This window comes from Marinomonas dokdonensis, assembly GCF_052747885.1.
The window spans coordinates 276,812-302,703 of sequence record NZ_JBRAND010000003.1 but is presented as its reverse complement, the minus strand read 5'-3'; the positions used below and the strand labels follow the sequence as shown (position 1 = coordinate 302,703).

General features: G+C 45.0%; 25 protein-coding genes. 14 read left to right on the top strand and 11 right to left on the bottom strand.

The features are described 5' to 3' along the window. The first annotated feature begins 28 nt into the window (after positions 1-28). From ACUM5Y_RS09160 to ACUM5Y_RS09135, 6 genes are all read left to right on the top strand, one after another. Positions 29-658: an RNA polymerase factor sigma-70 gene (locus ACUM5Y_RS09160; RefSeq protein WP_445976571.1), complete on the top strand. Its 630-nt coding sequence runs from the start codon at positions 29-31 to the stop codon at positions 656-658. Positions 659-661: 3 nt separating this feature from the next. After that, on the top strand, positions 662-853 hold the full coding sequence (locus tag ACUM5Y_RS09155) for a zf-HC2 domain-containing protein (protein ID WP_445976570.1): 192 nt from the start codon (positions 662-664) through the stop codon (positions 851-853). Positions 854-953: 100 nt separating this feature from the next. Continuing rightward, on the top strand, positions 954-1,229 hold the full coding sequence (locus tag ACUM5Y_RS09150; protein WP_445976569.1) for a BufA1 family periplasmic bufferin-type metallophore: 276 nt from the start codon (positions 954-956) through the stop codon (positions 1,227-1,229). 12 nt (positions 1,230-1,241) lie between these two features. Further along, on the top strand, positions 1,242-2,135 hold the full coding sequence (gene bufB, locus ACUM5Y_RS09145; protein WP_445976568.1) for an MNIO family bufferin maturase: 894 nt from the start codon (positions 1,242-1,244) through the stop codon (positions 2,133-2,135). 10 nt (positions 2,136-2,145) lie between these two features. After that, on the top strand, positions 2,146-2,901 hold the full coding sequence (locus ACUM5Y_RS09140) for an HvfC/BufC family peptide modification chaperone (RefSeq protein ID WP_445976567.1): 756 nt from the start codon (positions 2,146-2,148) through the stop codon (positions 2,899-2,901). A gap of 25 nt (positions 2,902-2,926) precedes the next feature. Continuing rightward, positions 2,927-3,406, top strand: a complete 480-nt coding sequence (locus ACUM5Y_RS09135) for a DoxX family protein (RefSeq protein ID WP_445976566.1) — start codon at positions 2,927-2,929, stop codon at positions 3,404-3,406. Here ACUM5Y_RS09135 and ACUM5Y_RS09130 read toward each other — a convergent pair. The 9 genes from ACUM5Y_RS09130 to ACUM5Y_RS09090 form a co-directional block, all read right to left on the bottom strand. Then, entirely contained in the window at positions 3,387-5,018 is a 1,632-nt protein-coding gene (locus tag ACUM5Y_RS09130; protein WP_445976565.1) for a methyl-accepting chemotaxis protein, read from the bottom strand. The genes ACUM5Y_RS09135 and ACUM5Y_RS09130 overlap by 20 nt on opposite strands. A 120-nt stretch (positions 5,019-5,138) precedes the next feature. Beyond that, on the bottom strand, positions 5,139-5,942 hold the full coding sequence (znuB, locus tag ACUM5Y_RS09125) for a zinc ABC transporter permease subunit ZnuB (RefSeq protein WP_445976564.1): 804 nt from the start codon (positions 5,940-5,942) through the stop codon (positions 5,139-5,141). A 47-nt stretch (positions 5,943-5,989) separates the two neighbouring features. Next, positions 5,990-6,766 carry a zinc ABC transporter ATP-binding protein ZnuC gene (znuC, locus tag ACUM5Y_RS09120; RefSeq protein ID WP_445976563.1) on the bottom strand — a complete coding sequence of 259 codons (777 nt, stop codon included), beginning with the start codon at positions 6,764-6,766 and terminating at the stop codon, positions 5,990-5,992. A gap of 1 nt (position 6,767) precedes the next feature. Further along, positions 6,768-7,244 (bottom strand): Fur family transcriptional regulator, encoded by a 477-nt coding sequence (locus tag ACUM5Y_RS09115; RefSeq protein WP_445976562.1) that lies wholly within the window; start codon positions 7,242-7,244, stop codon positions 6,768-6,770. Beyond that, positions 7,244-8,206, bottom strand: a complete 963-nt coding sequence (locus ACUM5Y_RS09110; RefSeq protein ID WP_445976561.1) for a nickel/cobalt transporter — start codon at positions 8,204-8,206, stop codon at positions 7,244-7,246. Before ACUM5Y_RS09110 ends, ACUM5Y_RS09115 begins: the two co-directional genes overlap by 1 nt. A 102-nt stretch (positions 8,207-8,308) precedes the next feature. Then, positions 8,309-8,920, bottom strand: coding sequence for a MarC family protein (locus ACUM5Y_RS09105; RefSeq protein WP_445976560.1), 612 nt, complete (start codon positions 8,918-8,920; stop codon positions 8,309-8,311). Between the two features lie 27 nt (positions 8,921-8,947). Next, positions 8,948-9,583: a LysE family translocator gene (locus tag ACUM5Y_RS09100; protein WP_445976559.1), complete on the bottom strand. Its 636-nt coding sequence runs from the start codon at positions 9,581-9,583 to the stop codon at positions 8,948-8,950. Between the two features lie 42 nt (positions 9,584-9,625). Next, the gene (locus ACUM5Y_RS09095) at positions 9,626-10,189 is read right to left on the bottom strand and encodes a DUF1007 family protein (protein ID WP_445976558.1); all 564 of its coding nucleotides are present in this window, start codon (positions 10,187-10,189) and stop codon (positions 9,626-9,628) included. Positions 10,190-10,192: 3 nt separating this feature from the next. Then, on the bottom strand, positions 10,193-11,149 hold the full coding sequence (locus tag ACUM5Y_RS09090; RefSeq protein ID WP_445976557.1) for a homoserine kinase: 957 nt from the start codon (positions 11,147-11,149) through the stop codon (positions 10,193-10,195). A 268-nt stretch (positions 11,150-11,417) separates the two neighbouring features. Between ACUM5Y_RS09090 and polA the strand changes: the two genes are divergently transcribed. The 3 genes from polA to ACUM5Y_RS09075 all read left to right on the top strand — a co-directional run bounded on the left by polA (position 11,418) and on the right by ACUM5Y_RS09075 (position 15,468). After that, on the top strand, positions 11,418-14,153 hold the full coding sequence (gene polA / locus ACUM5Y_RS09085) for a DNA polymerase I (RefSeq protein ID WP_445976882.1): 2,736 nt from the start codon (positions 11,418-11,420) through the stop codon (positions 14,151-14,153). Between the two features lie 86 nt (positions 14,154-14,239). Beyond that, entirely contained in the window at positions 14,240-15,052 is an 813-nt protein-coding gene (locus ACUM5Y_RS09080) for a BRO-N domain-containing protein (protein WP_445976556.1), read from the top strand. A gap of 35 nt (positions 15,053-15,087) precedes the next feature. Further along, positions 15,088-15,468 (top strand): DUF8453 domain-containing protein, encoded by a 381-nt coding sequence (locus ACUM5Y_RS09075; RefSeq protein ID WP_445976555.1) that lies wholly within the window; start codon positions 15,088-15,090, stop codon positions 15,466-15,468. Positions 15,469-15,750: 282 nt separating this feature from the next. Here the strand turns inward: ACUM5Y_RS09075 and ACUM5Y_RS09070 are convergent, their stop codons facing one another. Next, positions 15,751-17,064, bottom strand: a complete 1,314-nt coding sequence (locus tag ACUM5Y_RS09070; RefSeq protein WP_445976554.1) for an ATP-binding protein — start codon at positions 17,062-17,064, stop codon at positions 15,751-15,753. A 208-nt stretch (positions 17,065-17,272) separates the two neighbouring features. Here ACUM5Y_RS09070 and mtgA point away from each other — a divergent pair, with 208 nt between their 5' ends. From mtgA to ACUM5Y_RS09055, 3 genes are all read left to right on the top strand, one after another. Continuing rightward, positions 17,273-17,953, top strand: a complete 681-nt coding sequence (gene mtgA, locus ACUM5Y_RS09065; protein WP_445976553.1) for a monofunctional biosynthetic peptidoglycan transglycosylase — start codon at positions 17,273-17,275, stop codon at positions 17,951-17,953. Positions 17,954-18,021: 68 nt separating this feature from the next. Then, positions 18,022-19,950, top strand: a complete 1,929-nt coding sequence (locus tag ACUM5Y_RS09060) for a B12-binding domain-containing radical SAM protein (protein ID WP_445976552.1) — start codon at positions 18,022-18,024, stop codon at positions 19,948-19,950. A gap of 186 nt (positions 19,951-20,136) precedes the next feature. Next, on the top strand, positions 20,137-21,756 hold the full coding sequence (locus tag ACUM5Y_RS09055) for a methyl-accepting chemotaxis protein (protein WP_445976551.1): 1,620 nt from the start codon (positions 20,137-20,139) through the stop codon (positions 21,754-21,756). A 27-nt stretch (positions 21,757-21,783) separates the two neighbouring features. Here the strand turns inward: ACUM5Y_RS09055 and ACUM5Y_RS09050 are convergent, their stop codons facing one another. Next, positions 21,784-23,412, bottom strand: coding sequence for a sensor domain-containing diguanylate cyclase (locus tag ACUM5Y_RS09050; RefSeq protein WP_445976550.1), 1,629 nt, complete (start codon positions 23,410-23,412; stop codon positions 21,784-21,786). A gap of 319 nt (positions 23,413-23,731) precedes the next feature. On the opposite strand from ACUM5Y_RS09050, the gene ACUM5Y_RS09045 reads away from it, so the two are divergent. After that, positions 23,732-25,234 (top strand): sensor domain-containing diguanylate cyclase, encoded by a 1,503-nt coding sequence (locus tag ACUM5Y_RS09045; RefSeq protein WP_445976549.1) that lies wholly within the window; start codon positions 23,732-23,734, stop codon positions 25,232-25,234. A 25-nt stretch (positions 25,235-25,259) separates the two neighbouring features. Next, complete coding sequence (locus tag ACUM5Y_RS09040) at positions 25,260-25,667, top strand: GFA family protein (RefSeq protein WP_445976548.1); 408 nt, start codon at positions 25,260-25,262, stop codon at positions 25,665-25,667. The last annotated feature ends 225 nt before the right edge of the window (positions 25,668-25,892 follow it).

The following is a 25,892-nucleotide window of genomic DNA, read 5'->3' as shown; positions in this document are numbered from 1 at the left end:
AATCATTGAATACTAAACCGAGGCTAGAATGAGCAATGCAAGGTCAACGTCTGATATAGAAAGTGCTCCAACAGCGGCTATCTTCCATGATGCTGTTTTTATTGAAGATCTGCGTAATCAAATGCAAAAGTTTGCGGTATTACAGGTCCGAGATGTTCAACTCGCGGAAGATGCAGTGCAAGAGGCCATGATATCGGCTTACCAAAACATTGAACGCTTTGCTCGAAAGTCCGCCTTTAAAACCTGGGTGTTTAGTATTCTAAAAAACAAGATCATTGATTTGCTTCGCAAGGAAAAACGCCATTCCGCAGCCTCCGAGCTCGAGAGTGGGAGTAATAAAAATGGCGAAGAGCTCATGGATCAATTGTTTATTGAAGATGGACATTGGCAAATGAACGAGCGCCCAAAAAAATGGGACCAACCCGATCACCATGTAGAAAATAAAGATTTCTGGGTGATTTTTGACGCTTGTTTAAATGGTTTACCGGAAAAATATGGTCGACTTTTTATGATGCGGGAGTTCCTAGAAATGGATACCGCAGAAATCTGCCACAATGAAGAAATGTCAGTCAGTAATTTGAATGTCACCCTGTATCGCGCACGCTTACGCCTTCGCGAATGCTTGGAGGACAACTGGTTTCAAGTGGAGAAATCATAGACTATGATGAAATGTAAAGAAGCTACCCAACTGCTATCGGAAAAACTGGATAGGCCGTTGGACAGAAAGGAAAAGCTCGCTTTGGCAATGCACACTGCGATGTGCCCCCCTTGCCGTCAGTTTGGTAAACAGATGGAAGATTTACGTTTTATTGCTAAAGCTTATATAGACCCTGAAACACCCCACAAAAAATAAATTTAATTTTTTGTGTAATAAATCCCGAGGGCGCCACGACTAACTCAATGTAACCATAAGACATGACTGTCTTACCTTTAAAATAAAAGAGGATATACCCATGAAAAATACTAAAACTTCTTTATCTCTTGCTCTAGGTACAGCCATCGCTCTTACAGCCGTTGCCGCACCTGCAGAAGCCGCTAGCAAAGAAAAATGTTACGGCGTTGCACTAGCAGGTCAAAACGATTGTGCAGCGGGTCCAGGTACATCTTGTGCCGGTACATCTAAAACGGACTACCAAAGCAATGCTTGGAAACTTGTTCCAGCGGGTTCTTGTGTTGAAATGGAATCTAAAACTTCTTCTACTGGCTTCGGCCAACTAAAAGCTTTCTAAGACGCTTTTATAATGAACTTAGCAACACAAGCTCTTAGACAACAAGCGCTTAATAAAGATGAGGGTGATACATCACCCTCAAGCTTTCTTTCCCAAACAGGCATTAGCCTGAAAGCCAATTATTTCCAAACTATTTTAACGGACCTTCCTAAAGTAGGTTTCTTTGAAATTCACGCCGAGAATTACTTGAGCGAAGGCGGCCCAGCACGCTTTCACTTAGAAAAAATCAGACAACACTACCCTTTGACCATCCACGGCGTAGGCTTATCTCTCGGTGGCGAGATGCCCCTTGATCAAACACACCTTAAACGCGTGGTAAAACTGGTCAATGACATGCAACCGGAAGTCTTTTCTGAACATCTAGCATGGTCTACTCACAACAACGCTTTTCTTAACGATCTGCTGCCTGTGGCATACGATCAGCAAAGCTTAGACAGGGTCTGTGAACACATAGATCAATTACAAAATGCCTTACAACGTCGGGTACTGATCGAAAACCCTTCGACTTACTTTGAGTTTACCCATAGTGATCGTAGCGAAATAGATTTCATCACCGAAATGAGCCAGCGTACTGGTTGTGGCTTATTGTTGGATGTAAACAATGTCGAGGTTTCTTGCTTCAATCGATCTGCCGACCCTTTCGAATACTTGAACGCGTTCCCTGTGGACTCGGTTGGGCAAATACACCTAGCTGGACACACACTGGATGACAACCCAACAGTGCCGTTGAAAATCGACAGCCACGATGCGGCTGTTTGTCATCAAGTTTGGGAACTCTATCGCCACACTTTGCAACTCACACAAGATTGCCCTACTTTAATAGAGCGTGACGGAAACCTACCACCACTATCAGAATTACTTGCCGAAGCACAACAAGCGGACCATATTCGCCGTAGCTTGGCCTAAGGGGATAAGTGTGAATTCAAAGTTCCAAGCGGCACTTTTAAGTGAAGATAACCAATTTTATCAAGCTGTAGACGCCCCTTCTATTACCGAAAAAGAAGCTCGCCTTAACGTCTATCGAAATAACGTTTTCGTATCTCTCATCGATGCCCTAAGCGATATTTTTCCGGTAACACAAACACTTGTCGGAGAAGATTTTTTTCGTGCAATGGCGAGAGAATACGTTCAGCAAAGCTTACCGAAAAGCCCAGTAATCAGTGAGTATGGTGAAATTTTTGCAGACTTTATTGCTCAGTTTCCACCCGCCCAAAGCCTGCCTTTTTTAGCCAATCTTGCGGCGCTGGAGCACGGTATGCTGACGCTTACTAATGAAGCCGAACAAGCTACTTTGTCGCAGCAAGACGTGGCGGAAGCATTTTCACAAGTAGAAGATCCTAGTGATTTGTTGCTTGCACTGCCCGCCAGCTCAAAAATTTTTGTTTCACCCTACGCCATAGGCTCAATATACAAAGCCCACCTCAATGATGGGGATACCCGCTTGGGTGAGGTGAAGGTGGATTCGACAGAACATTTATTTCTAGTGAAATCGCACTTATACGCCCAATTGCATATCATCACGAAAGCCGAAGCGATTTTTTTTAAAAACTTATTGCAGGGCAAGTCCTTAGCGGAAGCCGCCCCAGATGAGGAAGATTTTGACTTAGGGAGCAGTCTCGCTAAGTTAATAGAGTGGAAAGTATTAACCCAAATACAAACAGCATCCCGTTAACATTCTCAATTTAAGGTGAGCCATTATGTTGTCTTTCATACTAAAAACCAGTGAAGGAATTTTCAAAAAGATTCCAGAGTCACTGATTCTATTTATCGCACGTTTTTCCATTGCAGCGGTATTCTGGAAATCTGGCCAAACCAAAATTGAGGGCTTTTCCCTTGATTTTATCGCCATGAAATTCCAACTCGGCTGGCCTCAGTTAGCAGAAACCACGCCTTTTCTATTTGAATACGAGTACAACCTGCCCCTTATTCCGCCAATGATCGCCGCCGTGTTAGCAACTTTGGCGGAACACATTTTGCCTATTTTGGTATTAACGGGATTATTTACGCGTTTGGCGGCTTTTGGTTTAGCGGCAATGACAATGGTCATTCAACTGTTTGTTTACCCTGATGCCTACCCAACCCACGGCACATGGTTAGCCATTGCTCTTGTGCTTATGTACCGTGGCGCAGGCGCTTTTTCAGTCGATAACCTTATCGCTAAGCGTTCGGCAGCGTAAAGGTTCGTGTTGCTTTGTGAGTGAGCTCTGCTGAGCCTGATAAGGTATCAGTGAGCTCACTTAATTGTTCTGACGTTGTTTCGTTACTGCTTGTCACTTCTACAATTCGAGTCACATGCTCGGTAATATCACTCGCCTCGTTCGCTTGCTGTTGTGCTAACAAAGACAACTCATCAAGACTGCTCAAAGATTTAGCCGAATCGGCCTCAAGCTGCTGTAAAGGCGCGACGACATTCTCTATCTGCTCCACGCCCACACGCATCTTCTCTTGCCCTTGCGACATCTCAGCGGAAATCTGCTCAGAAAGGCTGGCGATACGGGTAATCACCTCATCAATGGAAGCGGTTACCTCGGCGGTGTTGGTGGCAAGGTTACGAACCTCATCCGCAACTACCGCAAAGCCTCGACCAGACTCCCCTGCCCGCGCGGCTTCAATGGATGCGTTCAGAGCTAATAGATTAGTTTGCTCGGCAATGTTTCGTATGCTGTTTACAAACTCAGTGACAGTCACTGCATTGTTGGTCAGCTGCGCCACGGAGTGGGACGTTTCATTAATGTAGGCAGCAACAGAGGTAATATCCTGCACCGCATCCGTGATCACTTGTTTACCGTGCTTAGCAAGGTCGTGGGCGGCTTCTGCCTGATTGCGAGAAACGCCTACATGCTCAGAAATCACCCCTGCCGCACCAGACAATTCCCCAACAGACTGCTGGATTTCATTAGCCATGCGGGCTTGAGTTTGTGAACCTTGCTGCACATTTTTCACGTTTTTACACATGGACTCGGTTGCATCGACCACCACGCGAACATTTTGATCAATCTTTTCAATCACATCGATCAAACTTAAGCGCATGCGTTTAACACTCGCCAATAATTGGCCAATCTCACCTTGCGGTTCGCTTTCGATCGTTTGGGATAAGTCTCCTCGGGCAAACTTGTCGAGTATGCTCACCACATAACTTAATGGCGTGACTATGCTGCGAGTAATCAGCACAGACATCACAGCACCAATGAGAATGGCCAAAACACCAACACCAATAGTTGACCAGATAGCGATATCAGCTTCGCTCAGAATTTCACTCTGGCGCTGCTGCATCATGTTTTGTTCACGAGAGGATAAAGCTTGGGTTTGATCAAGGAAGGTTTGTAGTTCTGCCCGCGTTAAGCCAGCCATAAGGGCCTTAGCATCAGCTAACTCACCGAACTCTAACGCTTCTACGGTGGATTGTAACGCCGCTTGGTACACAACTCGTTGGGCTTTGAGAGATTCCACCATCTCTTTATTGGTTGGGTCTTGAACCAGTTCAGACATGGCCGCTAGACTGTCATCTAGACGCTTATTACGCTCGTCTATTTCTTTGTAGATTGCCACGCGAGCATCACGCTCTTCAAGCACAAACAGCAGCAATAAGCGGCTGGCGAGACTTTCCGCATTAACATTTACCTCGCCGGCTAGATCTACCAGCGCGGCGTTTTCATCAACAATGCCACGAATGTTATTCGACAGTAGCTGAAAGCGTGTTGCAGACAAGCCAATGACTAAAATCAACAAGGCTAATAACACTATGTAACTTGTCGTTAGACGGCTACGAATACTTGCAAAACCCAACATAAATTACCCTCTACATCTTGTTATTGGTTCCAAACCATTAACTCGTTAGACGTCCATAATCTATTTAATCCTAACAGCTGTGCTGCTATGTCTACAATGAAGCGTTTTGCTTTAATGTCTTCAAGGTAAGGCTTTGCGTGAACGAGCAAAGGGCGTGGTATATGCGACCAAGAACAAACAGGCGGCACACACCACCACACTCGGCCCTGTCGGCGTATCCCAATGATATGATGCCCATAACCCGCCACACACAGCCAAACAGCCTATAATGCTCGCCATGCTGGCCATTTGTATGGGGGTTCGCGATAGCTTACGCGCCGTAGCCGCAGGAATGATCATTAAAGAGGTAATCAAAAGCACTCCCACGATTTTCATTGCCACGGCAATCACCAAGGCCACCAATAGCATCAACAACAAACGGATGGACTCCACTGGATAACCTTCCACTTTAGCCAGCTCTTCATTGACCGTCATGGCGAGTAAAGGTTTCCAGAAAATCACCAGAAGTGAAATAACGGCTAAGCCACCAGCATAAATCCAATATAAATCTTCCTGACTAATAGCAAGTAGGTCACCAAATAAATAGGCCATCAAATCGATGCGGATGTTATCCAAGAAGCTGACGGCAACCAAACCTAGGGATAGAGCTGAGTGGGCTAAAATCCCCAATAATGTGTCCGTAGCAATGATATGTTTTTTCTGCAAAACCACTAAAACTGCGGCCAACCCCACACAAAGCACTATGATGGCGAGGTTTAAGTTCACATCAAACAGAAAACCCAGCGCGACCCCCAGCAAAGCCGAGTGAGCTAAGGTATCCCCAAAATAGGCCATGCGTCTCCATACCACAAACGCTCCTAAAGGACCGGCAACCGCCGCGACACCCAAGCCTCCCAACAGCGCTCTGAGTAAGATTTCAAACATTCTTTAAGGTACTCCAAATCGGTAACAAGGGGATCTAATTCAGCAAATTAATGATGCTGACAATGACGATGTTCATCGCCTTGGGAAGATAAAATATCACCATGCTCATCATGAACATGATCATGTTGGTGGGCATAAATCGCGATGGATTCATCAGCGCCCGGTATCCCAAACAAGGCTTGATAAGCCGGGTGACCCGTCACATGCTGTGGCGTTCCAGAACAGCAAACATGCTGATTAATACACACCACGGTATCCGTTTTCGCCATTACGAGATGCAAATCGTGGGAGACCATCAAAACGCCGCAGTTCAATTCATTGCGTATGCTTTCGATCAGATTATAAAGCTCCACCTGACCATTCACATCTACACCTTGTACGGGCTCATCCAACACCAAAAGGTTAGGACGGTTCAATAAAGCACGGGCCAGTAACACGCGCTGAGTCTCACCACCAGAGAGCACCTGCACCTGAGATTGCAGCAAGTGCGCAATGCCCAATTTTTCTAAGGTAGGGAGGATTTGTTTTTTATCAACACCACGCACCAAGGCCAAAAAATGCTTCACAGTTAATGGCAGAGTCGGGTCAATATGCAGTTTCTGAGGCATATAGCCAATACGCAAAGACGGATGCTTTACCACCTGCCCCATAGTGGGTGTTTGTAACCCTAAAAGGGTTCGGATCAGCGTACTCTTGCCGCTACCGTTAGGGCCAATAAGCGTTACTATTTCGCCTTCATTGATGGTCATGTCAATTTGGTCGAGTAATGTTCGACCATCAAATGCGATACCAACCTGCTGAAACGCAACCAGTTGTTGAGTCATTCTATTCTTCCCCTTCTTCGGGTTGGCAGTCTTGGCATACCCCTGTCAGCTCAATCGTTTCTGAACGCAGTTCAAAGCCTTGAGTCATGGCTTTATTCTCCAAAGAGGCATGAATATCTTGATAATCAAACTCCATGACATTGTGACAGGCATCGCAAATCAAAAAGTAACCCTTGTGAGGTTTGTCCGCATGGGCACAACCCAAATAAGCATTCATGGATTCCACTTTATGAATCAGCCCTGCGGTTAATAAAAAATCGAGGGCACGATACACAGTGGGTGGCGCAGAATTAAAGCCTTCGTCGGCCAGCTTAGCTAATAATTGATACGCTCCCAGTGGTCGGTGGCTTTCCCAAATTAACTCTAGGGCGCGACGGCGTACCTTGGTTAGGCGTTGACCTTGTTGCAAGCAAAGGGTTTCTGCCGTGGCTAAGGCCTGCTTGATACAAGCATTATGATTGTGATGATCCGCTACCATTAAAATGCCCTCCCTGAATTCATCATGTAGCCCCATACCATGGAGCTACCGATTAAGATCAATGCTAAAGCGGCTGCATAAGAAAAGGTTTTGCTGAGGCGAGCACGCCATACACCCTGTGAACCACTGACCATAAAGCTGGTATCACGCACTAAGACACTAACCGCCGCCAAGGCAGACACGGTAATAGCAGTACCTAAGCCCATGGCAAAAGTTGCAGCTACGCCCCATAAAAAGATATTAGTACTCATGGCAAACAACAAGACCAATACCGCCCCAGTACAAGGACGAATACCCACCGCTAAAATCATCGCCCAGAGGCTGCGTTGTGCGGTTTTTTGCTCCGCCGCTTGATGCTCATGAACTTCGTGATTGTGCTTATGATGACAAGCAGGAGAATGTAGATGTTCGCTAGTACAATGGTGGTGTGTGTGGTCTTCATGGTCGTGGGAATGATCGTGCCCGCAACTGGATTTCCCCCGTAACAGTCGAGTTAGCATCCAAACCCCCATTAGAGTGACAGCTGCGAAGCTGGCAATCTCTAGCAAACGGCTGATCTGCATGGCTTTCCCCGCTAAGGAAAATAGTTGACCAAGCACTAGCATCAGGGCGATGGCCATTAATGCTTGAACCAATGCGCAAACAAAAGACAAGGCAACACCATGTTTAACAGAGGAACGGCTTGCTAACATATAGGCAGAAATAACCGCCTTGCCATGTCCTGGGCCCGCAGCATGAAAAACACCATACATAAAGCTGGCAAGCATTAAGCTCCACAACAAAGCGGGGCTCGCATCTTGGCTAATGGCTCGAACTAGAGTCACTAACTCACGATGCAGTTGCGCCTGTTGCGCAAGCCCCCATTGAACAAATTCTTGGTAGCCGAAAAAATCGACTGCGGCGAATGCAGGGCCTGCAAGAAAAACAAAAGATAAGGCCAAAAAAAAGGCGTGCCGGACCATAACACCTACCCATTAATAAAAATTTAATTGTTATAGTATAACACTTAACTGAGAAGGAGAAGCCGTTATCGCAACTCTCCTTCTTTCAGGCCGATAGCTGAACTAACTGACCACAGGTTGTAGAAAACCCATTACGCCACTCATGAAGATTTGTGCAGCCATGGCCGCCAAAATAAGACCGGTAATTTTCGATAAAACATTGAGTCCAGTGCGCCCTAATAGGCGCTCGATTATCGAGGAAGAGTACAGCAGTACAAGCAGAGAGCCTAGCGCCAGTAACAGCCCCATAAGACCAATCATTAAATCCCAGCCTTGTAGTTCCGCACCATACACCAGAATCGTACCAATCGTGGCAGGGCCAATAATGGTTGGAACGGCCAACGGCACCACAGACACATCATCGCGCTCTTCACTGGGCATGCCCACGGCATGATTACGAGTGCCGTCTTTTACCAAGCTTAACGCCGACATAAAGAGCAAAATACCGGAACCAATTCGAAAGGAATCGAGGGTAATGCCCAGCACTGCAAATAAGCTACTACCGAAAAACAGTAATACTAGGGCAATGGCAATTGCGGCGATAATGGCTTTATTGGCGACTTGCTTACGCGCCGCGGCGGATTCGCCTCGGGTTAAAGCTAAGAACATTGAAAGCACGAAGAAGGGAGCGAATAAAAAGAAGAATTTTATCCAAGTTGAGATCAGTAAACTCATTGAGTGGTTTCCACATAAGAGACTCGCTTAGCGTTGGCTTAACGCGAGACGAACACCAAAGCCCACCAGCAGTACGCCTGTGAGGCCATCCAAGACTTGTGCAACTTTTGGTCGCGCTAGCCAAACTCTCGCTCTATGAACCATAAGAGCCAGAAAGGTTTGCCACACCATCGCTATGATAAAGTGAAGGGAGGCCATAAAAAGTGACTGAGCCAATGCTGAATGGCTTGGGTCTATGAATTGCGGCAAAAATGCCATGTAGAAAATAATAGGCTTAGGGTTCAATACGTTAGAAAGCAAACCTTGGCGAAAGCTTCCCCATGACGTTAACGCTTTAGGGCCTTTGCTGGTATCGAAGGTCATGCCTTTCGGGCGCCAAGCACTGCGCAGCGCTTGCACACCTAGGTAGACCAAATAGGCTGCACCAAGTAATTTAAAAGCTGTAAATAAGCCCGCCGAGCCAAGTAAAATCACCGACAAACCTAAAGCGGAAACCGTAGCGTGAGCAAACAAGCCCATACAAATGCCCAAGCTGGTTAAAAACCCCAGCCGCCAGCCGCCAGTCACCGAGTTACGCATCACTATGATGGTATCAACCCCTGGACTCATGGTCAGCACCATGATGGCAGCCAAAAACGAAAACCACTGAAAATGCTCTAGCATGTTACGACTCCAACGAAAGGGGTGACATAAACCAAGGAAAAATTATGGGGAACACTGCAGATCGACCCAAGACTCAACGGCCATTTCTTCTGCTTCACGATCAATGAGTGTACAGGTCTCTGCGTAGGCACCCGACAATCTAAGCAACCCCTCTTCTAAGGGCACCATAGCAAAATATAACTCGTCATCGCCAAACGCTAAACTCAATTTATCACGTACCAAGTCGATACTTTTGGGTAGCTGAATGCGCAAGCTCACCCACAACATTTGATCTTTAATACCGAGATCCAAAATATCGACGTTTTTGGGGGTCATTGGATAACCATCCACAACCATCTTAATAAAGTAGTTGTACTGATCGAACGAGCTGAGCACTTCAATCAACTCTATTTTTTCTTGGCCGCTCAGCTGGGCATTTGCATCCACATCGTACTCAACAATCAGGCTGGTTGACGTAAATAGATCAAACGACCAAGTCGCTTGTAAATATTCCACTTGAGGTTGATCCACCGTAATCTGATATTGCGAATCTACCCATACATGAGGATGCGCTTGGCTGCTCCCCAAGTAAAAAATGCCAACAAGTGCCAACCAAAAATGTTTCATGCATTACACCATAAGCGCTGGAGTGTATCTCACTCGCGCTTCTAAAATTCGTTGAAATTCTTTTGGATCATGCTGTTGAGCCAAACGTTCTGGATCATTTTTGGCACCATGCCAAGCTTCTAAACGAGACAACCAAAAACGCAGCGCAGCGATACGGAGCATGTGTGGCCAAGCTTCTTGTTCTGCTTCGCTCGGCGCACGTTGAGCAGTGTAGGCCGCCAGCAACGCCTGATACTTCTCCATATCCAACTCACCAGTAGTACGGTCACTGCACCAATCGTTTACCACAATGGCTAGATCGTACATCACCCAAGTGTGACAAGCATTATAGAAATCAATAATGGCCGACAGTTTTTCACCGTTAAACAGGGTGTTGTTATAAAACAAATCCCCATGGATGGTCGCTTTAGGCAGATCACCATGTTGAGCAATAAAAGCATCAAATTGTGCGATCTGAGTACTTAACAAGCTAAACTGTTCAGGCTCTAACTCAGACTCTAACAAACGACTGGTTTCATGCCACCAAGCGATACCACGATGGCTCTCTCGCTGCGTTGGAAAATCCTCTCCAGCAAGGTGTAATTTCGCCAGCACTTCCCCCATTTCACGACAAGTATTGGCATTAGTCGAGGCCAATTCCTGTCCGCTAAAACAATCAACGATAATCGCGGGGCGCTCATTGACCATACGCAAACGCTCGCCTTGGCTGTCTACTAGCGCCGCAGGAACATTGAAACCTTTTTCTTGTAGATGTGCGACAACGTCTAGAAAGTACGGCACTTCCTCAAACTCAAACTCTTCGAACAAAGTTAAAACGTATTTGCCCGTAGTGGTGTTCACAAAATAGTTGGTGTTTTCAACACCACCTGAGATCCCTTGAAAAGAAACCAGCTCGCCTAAAGAATAATCAGCCACTAAGGCCCGCATGTCAGAGTCCGAAAGGGAAGTGTAAACAGCCAAGTTTGCTACCTATAAATGTCGTAAAAGGGTAATTTGAAAATCCAAAAGCCTATGCTCCACAATAAGCAGGAAAAGGTCAATTCGTTCTAAGCAAAAGCGCGATTTATTCCTTCAGATAACATCGAATTTCAAGCCATAGGGAGTTTCCACCATTAATGAGCATTAAGACTGCAAAAATAATCCCAAGCGCTTAGAATAGATAGCAATTATCGCCGATTCATTTAGAGGTCTTATTTTGGCTACGGATTCATCAACACAAACACCCCCTATGATTCTGGTAGACGGCTCGTCTTACCTTTACCGAGCATTCCATGCGATTCCCCCCATGAGTACCAGCGACGGGCACCCTACCAACGCGACTCGTGGTGTCATCAGCATGATCCGCAGCCTGATTAAAACCTATCCTGACTCTCCTATGGTGATCATCTTTGATGCCAAGGGAAAAACCTTCCGCGATGAAATTTACAGTGAGTACAAGGCGCAACGTCCGCCTATGCCGGATGACTTGCGTCCACAAATCGAACCCATTCACCGCATGGTAGAAGCCATGGGGCTTCCCTTAGTCATCATTGATGGCGTGGAAGCGGATGACGTGATCGGCACCATTGCCAAGCAAGTCGGTGAAGCGGGTCGCGAAGTGGTAGTGTCCACGGGCGATAAAGATATGGCTCAGTTGGTTACCGAGAAAGTCACCCTTGTGAATACCATGAACAATACCGTGATGGACATTCAAGGGGTCAAAGACAAGTTTGGTATTCCACCAGAACTGATCATAGATTACCTAGCTTTAATGGGTGATAAGGTGGATAACATTCCCGGTGTGCCTGGCGTGGGTGAAAAAACCGCCTTGGCATTGTTGCAAGGCTTAGGCAGCATTCAAGACATTTATCAGCGCCTTGATGACATTGCTGATTTGGGCTTTCGTGGTTCAAAAACCATGGCCAAGAAAATGGCCGAACACAAAGAAATGGCCGAGCTTTCATACACTCTGGCCACCATCAAGTGCGATGTTGAATTACCCTTCAATGCCCTTGAACTCAAAAATGGTGAAGCGGATAAAGACGTTCTTAAAGAGTGGTTCACTAAGCTGGAATTCAAAACTTGGCTGGCAGACCTAGACAAAGCGCCAAGCGTTGAAACCGCCAGTGATACGGTAGATAACGCTGGTCAAGCAGCAGCCCCTGTCGCCGCCAATATCGAGATTGAATACGACACAATTTTGGATAAAGAAAGTTTTGCTGCTTGGCTAAAAACCATTCAAGAGGCTGAATTGGTGGCCTTTGACACAGAAACCACCAGCCTAAACTATATGGTGGCAGAGCTGGTCGGCGTGTCTTTCTCCGTCTCTGCGGGTAAAGCGGCCTACGTGCCTTTTGCCCATGATTATGAAGGTGCGCCAGAGCAACTGGATCGTGACTGGGTATTGGCGCAATTGAAGCCTTGGCTTGAAGACGACAGCAAAGCAAAAGTCGGCCAACACCTTAAATACGATGCCAATGTGTTGAACAACTATGATATTGAGCTTCGCGGCATTGCTTATGACACCATGCTTGAGTCCTATGTTTACAACTCAGTGAGTTCTCGTCATGACATGGATACCCTAGCGAAAAAGTTCTTACACCACACCTGTGTCAGCTTTGAAGAGCTAGCGGGTAAGGGCAAGAAGCAAAAGACCTTTAACCAAATTGAGCTGGAACAAGCCGCTTTCTATGCCGCCGAAGACGCCGACATTACCCTGCGCTTGCATCAGGCCATTTGGCCCCAGGTGGAACAAACACCTGAGCTCGTCAGTATCTTTAAAGACATCGAATGTCCATTAGTGCCAGTACTGGCGAAAATGGAACAAACGGGGGCTCTCATCGACCCTGAGTTACTGCATCTACAAAGCACGGAGATCGGTGCCAAGCTACAAGAGCTTGAAATTAAAGCCCATGAATTGGCGGGTGAAAGCTTCAACCTGAGCTCACCGAAACAACTACAAGTTATCTTGTTTGAAAAGCAAGGTTTGCCAGTCATTAAGAAAACCCCGAAAGGCCAGCCTTCTACCGCTGAGCCGATTTTACAAGAGTTGGCGCAAGACTATGAGCTGCCACGTTTAATCATGGAGCACCGCAGCTTATCTAAGCTCAAGTCGACCTACACTGACAAGCTACCAGAAATGATACAAGCCACTGGGCGCATCCATACCTCTTACCATCAGGCAATCACTGCCACAGGTCGTTTGTCCTCTACTGATCCGAACTTGCAGAACATTCCGATCCGTACCGCAGAAGGTCGTCGCATTCGTCAAGCGTTCGTCGCACCCAAAGGCTACAAACTACTGGCTGCGGATTACTCTCAAGTGGAGCTGCGTATCATGGCGCACTTGTCGCAAGACAAAGGCTTGCTTGATGCCTTCACCCGCGATGCCGATGTCCACAAAGCCACCGCTGCGGAAGTTTTCGAAGTCAGCTTAGAGGAAGTCACCACAGAGCAACGTCGTCGTGCTAAAGCCATCAACTTTGGCTTGATCTACGGCATGTCAGCCTTTGGTCTAGCGAAGCAGCTGGATATCAGTCGACCTGAAGCGGCGAAATACATTAAACGCTACTTTGAGCGTTACCCAGGCGTACAGCAATACATGGAAAACACCCGTGAAGGCGCAAAAGAGAAAGGCTACGTAGAAACCATTTATGGTCGTCGTTTGTACCTGCCAGACATCAAAGCCAGCAACGCTATGATGCGCCAAGCTGCCGAGCGCACCGCAATCAACGCGCCAATGCAAGGCTCCGCCGCCGATATCATCAAACGCGCCATGATCAAGATGCACAGCTGGCTCGCCGACACCGACCTAGACGTGAAAATGATCCTGCAAGTACACGATGAATTGATCTTCGAAGTGGCCGAAAGTGACCTTGAAAGCGCACAAGCGAAAATCGTCGACATCATGCAGAACAGCAGCCAAATCGACGTGCCTTTATTGGTAGAAGCAGGTGTTGGGGATAACTGGGATGAGGCGCATTAAGCGCCTTGTTAAATCGATAATACTAAAAGGAGTCAGATCCTTTTTATAAGATTAGTACATCTAAGTGAAGTGCAAAAGGAGTTAACATGAATCAGCCATTGATCAATTTCTGTTACAGCGGACAAAGTGGAGAAAGTGAAATAAGAAGCATGGAAATAAATGGAATTCTTTATACATCTTTAAAAGATATAACCACTGCTCTTAACTTAGAAAATAGAGCTTTAAATGAAAGGAATACCAAAAAATTATATACAACCGTAGTTCAAGGAATAATTCGTGACCTTGATCAAGACGAATTTTTACAGCTAGATAATTCTCCCAGCTCTCAAGATGGTGAAATATTTCTAACTCAGCCTGGTCTTTATCGAGTTTTATCTAATGATAAAACTGAAGCAGGTAAAAAATTCCAACGTTGGCTTTTTCATGAAGCTCTACCGGCCATAATAAAGTATGGTGAGTACCCTGCCCCTTTAACAACTACAAGTAATAACATAGAAGCCTCTATTTTGGCTCAAGCTGAAATACTACAAAAAACAATGAAACTGGCTTTTGAGAACTTTAAAAACATCCAGTTACACCAAAATAAAATTGACTCTCAGGACAAGAAACTGGAAGTGTTTGACCAAAAACTTGATTCTCTACATCAAGCTGTAAATGATTTTAAAGAACAGCAAGAAGAGTTCTACTCAGTAAAAGAGTACTTCTTAAAAAACAACTTTGATCGAAACGATATTCTAGAAAAGTATGTACAAGGAATGGCTTTATATTTATCAAATGAGTTCAGTAAAAGTGTTAAGCATAGTTTTCAAGATGGGGTTCAAACCCCAAAATTTCCAGAGTGGTTGATAGCTAAAGCAATTGATATAGAAAGAAAAAGGTTAGACTCGAAGAAGGCTTAGATATCTAATATTTTTTAATATATGGAGGGGTAGAAATGGAAAATAACTTTCAGGAAATAAACGCGTTTTTACAGATTATATTCTTCATAGTAAGCCCGATTATAACATTCTCGGCAGTAGCGATTGCTTATCATGCCCTATATAGACAAGCTAAACCTTCAGTAGCAATTTACTATAAACCTAATCCATATTTTAGCTCGATTATTGATTTAGTCATCAAAAATACAGGAGGATCTGCGGCTAAAAAACTGACTTTTTCTAGCCCGATCCCAATCAAGAGATTTGGTATGGAAGCCTACGGCCTAAAAGGAAATGGAAATTTCGATTGTACAATCCGTCATTTAACTACCGGAAGTGTGTCCAATTACTTGAATGTCATGATGACTGGTGAGTCTAATACCAAAGGTACAAAATAAGAGTGGTAAGGACTTTCCGTATCCATTGTTTATTAATGCCTTTCATGGCTGTAGAAGTGAAAAAACCGACACTAGGCCGGCTTATTCGTCCAACTCCAGGGGTCTGTATGTCGCCACGCGTGGAAGAAGGATAAGTTGTGTCTGTAAAATAGCCAATAATGGTTTACATTACAATATCTATACGATGTCTATTATCTTAAAAATTCACAATGAGCCGTAAGAATGCATTTCTCTAAAAAGACTCGTTCTCTTGAAGCAAGAGAACCTGTTTAACCACAACATCTACCATTTCTCTATTAAATACATCGCGTAATAAAGCGGCATGACGATGTTGGTTTGTTCTAGTTCAGATGAGCCTTGTGTTCCTGTGAGTTTGAATGTTTTATGTGGTTGGCATTTGGTTATGTAGGATTGAAGCGATTTGGCTCGTGTACGCTTTCCACTTTTCACCTCTACGGGAATGATTTTCCCTTCTTCGTTGGTTAATAAAAATTCTATTTCTGCACGAGCGTCGTTCCATGAATAGCTTGGATCGATTCCTAGTGTGGTGAGTTCTTGCTGTACAAAATTCTCTGCAATGTAGCCTTTGTATTCATAGCTTTGCTGTTTGAGCTCTTGGTACTGGGTGCCGAGCATGTGGTTTAGTAAACCAACATCAAACAAGAATAGTTTGACTAGGTTATCTTTTTTGTAAGCGGCGAGTGGTGATCTTGGTCGACCTTCTATTGGGTAGCTGAGTAAAGCAAGTCGACAACGGCTCAACCAATGTATGGCGCTTTCAAAATCACTGTAGCGTGATTTACGTTCAACAATGTTTTTAAATTTAAACCGCTTAACCGATTCATCCATCACGGAGGATAATTGAGCAGGAATACTATTAAATACCGACTCAATCAGTTGTGCATTCACCTTCCCTGAGTATTTACCAAAGTCCCGTCGATAGCCTTCAATTAGGTCTGCTTGTACTTTCGACACTTTTTCAATGCGCGCTAAGATGCTGTCATTTTTGTTAGCAAACCAAGTCGCTACAGCTTCTGGCATACCGCCGGTAAAGTAGTAATCGGTCAGTTTATCGAAGAGTTTCGAGTGAGCCGCAGGCGAGTTAGTTTGTGCTTCAAAGGCTTTTATTAAGGCTTTTTCTTCAGAGGCGTATAAAAACTCTAAAAAGCTGAGTGGTCGTAAATTGTGTTGCTCTACTTTACCAACTGGAAAGCTATTTAATAAGCCAATGTTGGAGCCACTGGCCGCGATGTAATAAGTGGGCGCTTTCTCGGCAAAATATTTGAGTGATGTGACAGCGGATTCACATTCACCGATTTCATCTAAAATGAGCAGATCTGTTTCGGGGTTAAAGGTTTGTCCCGTGATCAGCTCTATGTTCATCAGAATATCATCTGGGTGTAACGAGCCATTAAAAGCGTCTTTTAAATTAGGCGTTTCCAGAAAATCGATGCGTAGGCTATTTGGAAAAGTCTGGCCGAAGAGCTCTTGTAACAGAAAGGTTTTGCCTGTCTGCCTTGCGCCGTCAATAAGTATCGGTTTTCTCGTGGTTTGTTTTTTCCAATGGATAAGCTTATCAAGTAACGTACGCTTCATTATGGAGTATCTCCAGCGATTGAGATTGAAGAACCCATAAAGAATAACACTTTTATGCGCATTAAAAAGTAAAAATCCACACTTTTATGCGCTTAAAAATGTAGATTTGTTTAATTTTCAGCATGTTCTTCCTATACCGTAACTTTCATGAACAGCACGACGTCCAGCTTGCTATACTTAGCAGCCGTTATTCAATAAGAGACTCTAAATGGCAAAGCGCAAACAGAGTATGTTCAATAAAGCATGGGCTATCCTGTGGCGTACTTTAGTTGTGTTTACCTTGATTCTCTTGTTGTTCCGCTTTGTACCACCCCCAACTACGGCGTTCATGCTGCAAAGTGATTATCCTGTCACTTACCATTGGATCAGTATTGATAAGCTGCCACCTCAGGTTCCGTTAGCGATTATTGGTTCCGAAGATCAGCGTTTTCCTCAGCATTTCGGAGTCGATTTTGTTGCTATCACTAAAGCCCTCAGTCAATACGATGATGGCGAAGGCCTGCGTGGTGCCAGTACGATTACTCAACAAACGGCAAAGAACCTTTTCCTCTGGCCGGGGCGAAGTTTTATTCGCAAAGGGTTAGAGGCGGGGTTAGCCATGAGCCTTGAGGTCATTTGGGGCAAAAAACGTATTTTAGAAGTGTATTTGAACGTGGCGGAATTCGGTCAAGGCATTTATGGTATCGATGCTGCGAGCCAGTATTATTTTGGCCGCTCTGCCCGTCATCTAACAGGCAATCAAGCTGCGAGATTAGCCGTGTTATTGCCCAGCCCTCGAACACGCGATCCAAACAATTTAACACCAAACCTGCGTCAAAGGGTCGATTGGGTAGAGCGTCAGATGCAGCAACTAGGCAGTGGTTACCTTACCCCTATACTAGATAATTAGCAGGCTATGGCCTCTCTTTACTGCTAGAATGCCTATTATTTTTCAGTTGTTACGCTTAAAGGCAGGCTATGACCGTTCTTCTAATGACTCCCCCCATGACGCAACTCAATACGCCCTATCCAGCAACGGCGTATTTAACGGGCTTTTTACGCTCACGGGGTTATGAGGCGACACAAAGAGACCCTGCCATTGAGCTTTTCTTGGAGATGATGACAGCGCCTGCACTGGACATTATTCGCCAGCACGTTGAAGCCAATTTTGAAGCCTTCGCGGATGAAGAGTTGCCAGATGTCATCTTCAATTTTTTGGCCGAATTCGACCGCTATCGTCTTTGTGTTGAGCCTGTCATTCGTTTTTTACAGGGCAAGGACTCAAGCCTTGCCCTGCGCATTGTCTCACGACGCTTTTTACCGGAAGGCCCCGCCTTTGACACCATAGGGCAAATGGAAGCCGTGTCTGGAGACATTTTAAAAACTGCCTTTGGTAATCTGGGCATTCAAGACCAAGCCAAGTATTTGGCCACCTTATTCATCAATGATTTGTCGGCAGTCATTAGCCAAGGGGTCGATCCGGACTTTCAAGTCAGTAGCTACGGGGAGCGTTTAGCCGCCGCCAACCCAAGCTTTGATGACCTTTATAACACCTTGCTAGATGAACCAAGTTTTAGTGCAGAGATACTCGAGCAATTAGTTGAGCAGTATTTACAAGAAACCCAACCTAGTGTGGTGGCGCTCACCGTGCCTTTTCCCGGCAATATGCTTGGGGCTCTGCGTATTGCGCAAACTTGTAAAACCATTAATCCAGACTTGCCGGTGGTATTAGGTGGTGGCTTTGTAAATACCGAGCTACGCGCCCTAAAAGACCCTCGTGTGTTTGAGTTCGTGGACTTTATTTGCCTTGATGATGGGGAGCGCCCCTTCATGACTTTATTAGAATACTTTGCTGGTGAGCGCCAGTTAGACGAATTAGTACGTACTTATTTTCTTGCCGAAGACGAGCAGGGGCAGGTCTATGTGCATTTGAACGACAACAAAGAGCTGCATGATATTCCTCAGTCAGACGTAGGCACTCCAATCTACGATGGTTTGCCTTTGAGTGAATATTTATCCTTATGTGACATGCTTAACCCTATGCACCGTATTTGGAGTGATGGCCGTTGGAATAAGCTCACCATTGCCCATGGTTGTTACTGGCGTAAGTGTAGCTTTTGTGATGTCAGCCTAGATTATATTGACCGTTATGATGCCGCTGGGGCCGATTTACTGGTTGATCGTATTGAAGAGCTTATCGAGGAAACCGGCCAAACTGGCTTTCACTTTGTCGATGAAGCCGCGCCCCCAAAAGCTTTGTTTGCCTTAGCTAATCGACTTATTGAGCGCGGTGTGGTGATCAGCTGGTGGGGCAATATTCGTTTTGAAAAAACCTTCACACCAGAGCGCTGTCAGTTACTGGCAGACTCAGGCTGTATCGCAGTTAGTGGCGGCTTAGAAGTCGCCTCGGACCGATTGTTAAAGTTAATGAAGAAAGGCGTCAGTGTCGAACAGGTCGCGAGAGTCACCAAGGCCTTCAGCGATGCAGATGTTTTGGTACACGCCTACTTGATGTATGGCTTCCCAACTCAAACCGATCAAGAAACTGTCGATTCACTGGAGATGGTGCGACAAATGATGGCCCAAGGTTGTTTTCAATCCGCCTATTGGCATCGCTTTGCGGCAACCGTACACAGCCCAATCGGCATACGCCCACAAGATTATGGCATTACATTAAAGCCCCATTCCAACATCCAATTTGCCGAGAATGATGTTGATTTTACAGACCCCACCGGCACAGACCATGACATGCTCGGCAAGGGTCTTCGTAAAGCCTTGTATAACTACATGCACGGCATAGGCTTTGAGCAGCCAATGAGCTTCTGGTTTGAGCAAGCTGTACCACCAACTCAGGTAAATAAAAACCTAATTTCACAAGCTGTTTTCAATACAATTGCCACGCATTAACTCTTTGAGCCTTATGCTAAAGTACCAATTTGTTGTCTAAAAACTTCTCTTAATACAACAAATTGGCTATCTTTATCATAGCTTTTATTTGTTTGCTCTCCTTGTGTGGATAGCCCACACTACACCTCGATAATTTACGGCTACACTTAGCTCAACTCGAACCATATTGCCTTTAGGATCTCCTCCATGACGATTAATACCCGCCTTATTATAGGTTTTGGCATCACCATCATTATGATGTTAGTGCTCACTGTAATTAGTGTTCATCGTGTTAACTTCATTGATGACACCATTACGCAGATTAACGACGTAAATTCCATCAAACAACGTCATGCCATTAACTTCCGTGGCAGTGTTCATGATAGAGCGATTGCGATTCGAGACGTTGTATTGTCACGCAATGCTGAAGAATTAACTAAGTCCGTCACCATGATCGAAGAGCTGGATAGTTTCTATCAGGAGTCGGTCAAGCTGATGGCGTCACCTAAACTCACCATGACACAGCAAGAAAGCGCTTTGTACAAAAAGATTCAAGCTGTCGAGAGCAAAACCTCACCCTTGATTAAACAGATCATTCAGGCCAAACAAGGCCAAAATCTTGAGCAAGCTCAAAACTTACTGCTCAATCAAGCGAAACCCGCCTTTACGGAGTGGTTAGCCGTCATCAATGAGTTCATCAATCTAGAAGAGTCTGCCAACCAGTTAGCAACGGATGAAACCAGAGCGGTCACAGGTAACTTCCAAAATTGGATGATAGGCCTAACAAGCTTAGCAACCATTATTGCAGTGTATGTTGCTTACTTAATCAGCGTTAGAATCCGTAACTCTGTTGGTGGCGAGCCTCACGAAGCAGCCCTTGTTATCGCAGAAATCGCCAAAGGGGATTTGCGAGGCAAAGTTTCTTCATGTTGTGATGACAGCATGATGTCTTCAGTGGAAATCATGCAAAAGCAGCTGGTTTTCACCGTCAACAGCATTGTCACCTCAGCAAATGAGCTCTCTCAGCGTTCCGCTGTGGTTGCCACAGGCACTCAGCAATCACTTGTTGCGGCAGACACACAACTGGAATACACCAACTCTGCTGTTAATAAGCTTAATCAAATGAAGTTAAGCATTAACGATATTGCAGAAAAGGTTAAGCAAACAGCCAATAACTCTGACATAGCGGCTGATCTGTCTAAACAGGGTAAAGAAGCGGTACAAAAAGTCGCTAACGAAATCGAAAAAGTGGCCGGTACAGTGAACAACACGGTAGGCCAGGTGAATCGTTTGCAAGAACGCACTCGTGACATTGGCGATATTATCAACGTGATCCGTGAAATCGCTGATCAAACAAATCTATTGGCGCTTAACGCAGCTATTGAAGCCGCCCGTGCGGGTGAAACTGGTCGTGGCTTTGCTGTGGTTGCTGATGAAGTAAGACACCTCGCACAGCGTACAGGTGAAGCAACTGGGGATATCGAAAAAATGATTACCCAAGTACAAGAAGATACGTTAGCAGCTGTGAAAGCGATGGAGACCACTGTGCCGCAAGTCGAGAATGGCTTAGCACTCACCCATGAAGCCAGTGAGTTGCTAACCAATATTCAGGAGCAATCGAAAGACTCTTTGCAGCGGGTATTGGAAATTGTTGAAGCAACCTCGGAGCAAGTTTCTACTGTGGTGAATATCAACGAAGAAATTCAAGAAATTGCCAATATGTCCAAAGAAAGCAGCCTCTCTCTTAAAGCCAGCAGCCAAGAAACGTTAGCCTTAGATCAGCTATCGACTAAGCTAACCAAGGATATTAATTACTTTAAGATCTAAAGATGAGAGCGCCAAGTACGCAAAGTTTTATTGGCTTACTTGGCGCTTTGATAGTTTATGCTCGTACATGCTTTGATCCGCATAAGCTAAACACTCAAACTGATCATTGGCTTCTTCATTGGTCGAGATCCCATAACTCAAACCCGCCTCTGGCCAGCGCACCCGTAGCTTTCTATTAATCTGATGAACGATATCTTCTATCTCTGTCGCCTGCTCAGTGCTTATGGCTTCGTCGGAGACGACTAGCCAAACAAACTCATCGCCGCCCGAGCGATAAACACTACCATAGGGCCCCAAGGCGCTTTTCATCAAGTTCGCTACTTCGATAAGAAAGGTATCGCCAGCTTCATGGCCCATACTGTCGTTGATCTGCTTCATGCCATCTAAATCGATGAAGACAACCAAGTATTTTTTGTTGTCTAACGTGGCGAGCTTTTCATCCAATGAAAAGCGGTTACCCACTTTCGTAAGAGAATCTATTCGCGCTTCAAATAAGATTTGTTGGTACTCATTTTGGCGCAATTTAAGCCACTCGGATAAAGACAAAACAATACAAACACAATCAATCGCTAGAGCAACTAAAACCACCAGCTCTGGGTAGACTAAACCCTGAATAATATGGGTATGCGAAGCAAGGAAATAAAACAGTGACGCACCATAAAGCAGGTTCCCTACCAGATAATATTTCGCTCTAAAATCTCGCTTGGACAAACGGTGAAAGCCCACATACAAACTAAGAGGCACCCAAATCATAGCGATAACATGGGATAAGTAAAACGCCCACTGAAAAGGAGTAAACAGCATAAATACACCAGTACCTAGGCACATTTTAGTGAATAGCATAAGGTGTTTCGCTAAACGAGGGGCAGTCTCCTGTGTATCAAACAACTTACGAGTAAATAGCGCCGCAAAAGCAATCGCGAGTGGGAATAAATACATACCACCATAAGCTAAATTGATCGGTAAAGGCCCTAATAGGCTGCCCATTAAGCCAGCCGCCATCGCCCAACCAATACCATGTAGGCCTACATAACCAGCACATAAAATGGACAAACTTTGTTTGGTTCTCATGCCAAATGCCAGCGAGATTAATGCCAAGGTTAACATGACAGTCACAGCACCACTGGTTACAGTATTGACGATAAACTGGTAATGATAAAAGCTTTGCGCTGAATGAATGACAATGGGCGCAGGTGTTGGGTAATGCTTAGCTTTAATACGTATCCATAACCTACCGCTTTCATTTGCCTGAAGAGCCAGAGGGAAGCTTTGTACATGCATGGCTTTTGGGATGGAGAAGGCATCCAGTTGAGAGAAGTTCGCGATGTATTTCAGTTTGCCGTTTTCTGGCTGCCAATAAGCATCCCCTTCATCCATAAAATTAGCCGTTAATACCACATACCAGGTTTGCGTACGACTAGAGGTAATCGGTATATCCGTCACATAGACACCTGAATGACCCACAATCGATGCATTAGCAGTGTTTGACGTGTCGTTTTCCCAAGGAGGAAGTAAGGAGCCATTAGACGTACCATCAAGGGAACGCCATAAGCCGCTATCTTCAAATTCGATAGATTTGCCAGATAAGTTTACAGGCTCCTGCCCTACACTCTGATGGGAAAAGAGAAACACCAAGAAAAAAATTAAAAAGCGCATGGGAAAAACAAAAAACGGCATATTTTATCGAGCGAAAGCAAATGTGAAGGTACAACTTTAGTATAAAAAACAGGCAATAAATAGCCTAATCTATCGTCTTAGATTCAGTTGTTATCAAATATTGATTCAATTTCCCCAACAAACCGCTAGACTATTAAGCATAAAATAATAAAAGCGTCACCCTGCATAACTTTTATCATGACAAGGGATGAGCAGAATTATGCCTCTACGACTCGATATAAGGTATTCAAAAAAGTCCTTCTTATGCCTCAGTGCAATCATATTGCTACTCGACATTTGCTTTGTCTCGTTAAACTATATGAATGCCCGAAAAACCCTACACTCAGATATTCAACACCATGCTGAAGACCATCATAGAGCCTTCGATGTTGCCATAAAGATGTCTTACCAAAGCATGCTACAACTCGCTACTTTTATTAGTCAGCAAGAAGAGTGGAATCAAATACTATTAACGGGGAAAAAAGCCCTAGAGCAAACAGGCAATAGTAACAAAATAAAGGCAATGCAAGCTCGGCAGGCCCTTCTAAACAAGCTACAACCAGCTTGGGAGAAAATGAACCAAGCCTTCCAAGTTCGTCAATTACACTACCATCTAGCGCCAGACAATATGAGTTTTTTACGCGTCCATAAACCCGACCTGTTCGGTGATAAAATGGAGCATTTACAATGTGCCGTGGTCGATACCAATGCGGAAAGGCGCCCTCAATTTGGTTTTGAAACAGGCAAAATATACAGCGGCCTAAAAGGAGTTGCACCTATCTGGGCAAAAGACCCAGAAAGCCAACAAAAGGTATATGTTGGTGCAGTGGAAGTAGGTACCTCGTTCGATCAAATGCTACCTGTGTTAGCAAATAACTTTGATTTTGATGCCGCAGTTTTCCTTTCAAAACCCTATTTAGAAGCAAGAATGCAAAAAGAGTATTTGCAAGCTAGGTTTAACCGGTACCCTGATGCCCCCTACTACCTTGAGGCCTCATCCACGACCACAAAAATCACACAACAAGTATTCAACCAAATAACCATTAATCAGAGCTTTAACGCCCCCGAAGCACATGTGGTTCAAAATGGTCAGAAGTTTTTATCCAGCGCTTATTTTCCACTCTATGACTACCAAGGCTCTAAAAAAGCCGATTCGACTCCTGCAGGGTTTATTCTTATATGGAGCGATGTTTCGGATATGGTCTTGGCTTTTCGCAGCACCTTCGCCATGAATATCCTATACGGCATACTAGGCTTTATTATCATTGAACTTTGCCTCATCTGGGCATTAAGAAAAGAACACCAGCTTGTTAAGGCCGAACACAGTGCTACCATCGACAGTCTGACCGGGCTTTTTAACCGACGTTATTACGACATGATTTTTCAACGGGAGCTCAGTCGGATTGAACGAACCAAAGAGCCTCTATCCCTTATTATCTGCGACATAGATAAATTCAAAAATTTTAATGATTTTTATGGTCACACAGCGGGTGATGACTGTTTGAAGCGGGTGGCTCAAACATTAGAACAGCAGGCCAAACGCAGCTGTGATGTTGTCGCACGATATGGTGGCGAGGAGTTTGCCATTATTTTGCCCTCAACAGACTTAGAAGCGGCCGTTATTATTGCTGAAAATATGAGAGAAGCAGTGTTTGGTCTCAATATGACCATGGACCAGCCACTTGAAAAGCACCCACTAACGGTTTCTCTGGGTGTCGCCTGTAGTCACAATTTAGAGCCTGGTGTGAGTTTATTTGAATTAGCAGATCAGCACTTATATAGTGCTAAAAGTGCTGGGCGAAATCGTACTCAGAGTGATTAATTTATGACAAAAAAGGTATCTTAAAATGAGTAAGACCTATACTGGTTCGTGCTTATGCGGCACAGCTAATTTCGAACTGAAGGGCGAGTTTAAGAAGTTTTTCTTGTGCCATTGTAGTCGTTGCCAAAAAACATCGGGGAGTGCCCATTGCGCTAATTTGTTTGCTCCTGGGGCACAGCTTAACTGGTTGAGTGGTGCAGAAAACCTACAGTTTTATCAGCATCCAGAAACAAACTTTAGCTTAACCTTCTGTCGCAGCTGCGGTTCAAACCTGCCAACAGATCTCCCCGCTCGCGGTTTAGTAAAAGTGCCTGCCGGGAGTTTAAATACGCCTGTGGAAATTAGCCCGCAAGCTCATATTTTCACCGACAGTCGCGGTAACTGGGACCAAGGTTTCGTAGACGTACCTAGCTTTGAGAAGATGCCGAGTTAAACACACGTATTTCTTGTAACCTCTGAGAGAGTCCTTCAAACTAAGGCTCTTTCAGGTTATTAAGTGTTAATTAGGTTGTTCCCATGAAATGTCCCAACTGCCAGACAAAACTCCCCTTTTCCTCGCTTAAAAAAAGCTTACGTAGAGTGCAACCATGCCATGCATGTGATGAAGGCTTCTTAGTCACACTCAGCATGAAACGCATGCTACTGCTGATCATTCCGG

Bases quoted from the DNA above. Each gene is read 5' to 3' on its own strand.
- ACUM5Y_RS09160 (WP_445976571.1), top strand. From the start codon at position 29: ATGAGCAATGCAAGGTCAACGTCTGATATAGAAAGTGCTCCAACAGCG.
- ACUM5Y_RS09130 (WP_445976565.1), bottom strand. From the start codon at position 5,018: ATGTTGGGTTTTGCAAGTATTCGTAGCCGTCTAACGACAAGTTACATA.
- znuB (WP_445976564.1), bottom strand. From the start codon at position 5,942: ATGTTTGAAATCTTACTCAGAGCGCTGTTGGGAGGCTTGGGTGTCGCG.
- ACUM5Y_RS09055 (WP_445976551.1), top strand. From the start codon at position 20,137: ATGACGATTAATACCCGCCTTATTATAGGTTTTGGCATCACCATCATT.
- ACUM5Y_RS09095 (WP_445976558.1), bottom strand. From the start codon at position 10,189: ATGAAACATTTTTGGTTGGCACTTGTTGGCATTTTTTACTTGGGGAGC.
- ACUM5Y_RS09135 (WP_445976566.1), top strand. From the start codon at position 2,927: ATGTTGTCTTTCATACTAAAAACCAGTGAAGGAATTTTCAAAAAGATT.
- ACUM5Y_RS09070 (WP_445976554.1), bottom strand. From the start codon at position 17,064: ATGAAGCGTACGTTACTTGATAAGCTTATCCATTGGAAAAAACAAACC.
- ACUM5Y_RS09050 (WP_445976550.1), bottom strand. From the start codon at position 23,412: ATGCGCTTTTTAATTTTTTTCTTGGTGTTTCTCTTTTCCCATCAGAGT.
- ACUM5Y_RS09045 (WP_445976549.1), top strand. From the start codon at position 23,732: ATGAATGCCCGAAAAACCCTACACTCAGATATTCAACACCATGCTGAA.
- mtgA (WP_445976553.1), top strand. From the start codon at position 17,273: ATGGCAAAGCGCAAACAGAGTATGTTCAATAAAGCATGGGCTATCCTG.
- ACUM5Y_RS09060 (WP_445976552.1), top strand. From the start codon at position 18,022: ATGACCGTTCTTCTAATGACTCCCCCCATGACGCAACTCAATACGCCC.
- ACUM5Y_RS09080 (WP_445976556.1), top strand. From the start codon at position 14,240: ATGAATCAGCCATTGATCAATTTCTGTTACAGCGGACAAAGTGGAGAA.
- ACUM5Y_RS09105 (WP_445976560.1), bottom strand. From the start codon at position 8,920: ATGAGTTTACTGATCTCAACTTGGATAAAATTCTTCTTTTTATTCGCT.
- znuC (WP_445976563.1), bottom strand. From the start codon at position 6,766: ATGACTCAACAACTGGTTGCGTTTCAGCAGGTTGGTATCGCATTTGAT.
- polA (WP_445976882.1), top strand. From the start codon at position 11,418: ATGATTCTGGTAGACGGCTCGTCTTACCTTTACCGAGCATTCCATGCG.
- ACUM5Y_RS09100 (WP_445976559.1), bottom strand. From the start codon at position 9,583: ATGCTAGAGCATTTTCAGTGGTTTTCGTTTTTGGCTGCCATCATGGTG.
- ACUM5Y_RS09155 (WP_445976570.1), top strand. From the start codon at position 662: ATGATGAAATGTAAAGAAGCTACCCAACTGCTATCGGAAAAACTGGAT.
- ACUM5Y_RS09075 (WP_445976555.1), top strand. From the start codon at position 15,088: ATGGAAAATAACTTTCAGGAAATAAACGCGTTTTTACAGATTATATTC.
- ACUM5Y_RS09115 (WP_445976562.1), bottom strand. From the start codon at position 7,244: ATGGTAGCGGATCATCACAATCATAATGCTTGTATCAAGCAGGCCTTA.
- ACUM5Y_RS09110 (WP_445976561.1), bottom strand. From the start codon at position 8,206: ATGGTCCGGCACGCCTTTTTTTTGGCCTTATCTTTTGTTTTTCTTGCA.
- ACUM5Y_RS09150 (WP_445976569.1), top strand. From the start codon at position 954: ATGAAAAATACTAAAACTTCTTTATCTCTTGCTCTAGGTACAGCCATC.
- bufB (WP_445976568.1), top strand. From the start codon at position 1,242: ATGAACTTAGCAACACAAGCTCTTAGACAACAAGCGCTTAATAAAGAT.
- ACUM5Y_RS09040 (WP_445976548.1), top strand. From the start codon at position 25,260: ATGAGTAAGACCTATACTGGTTCGTGCTTATGCGGCACAGCTAATTTC.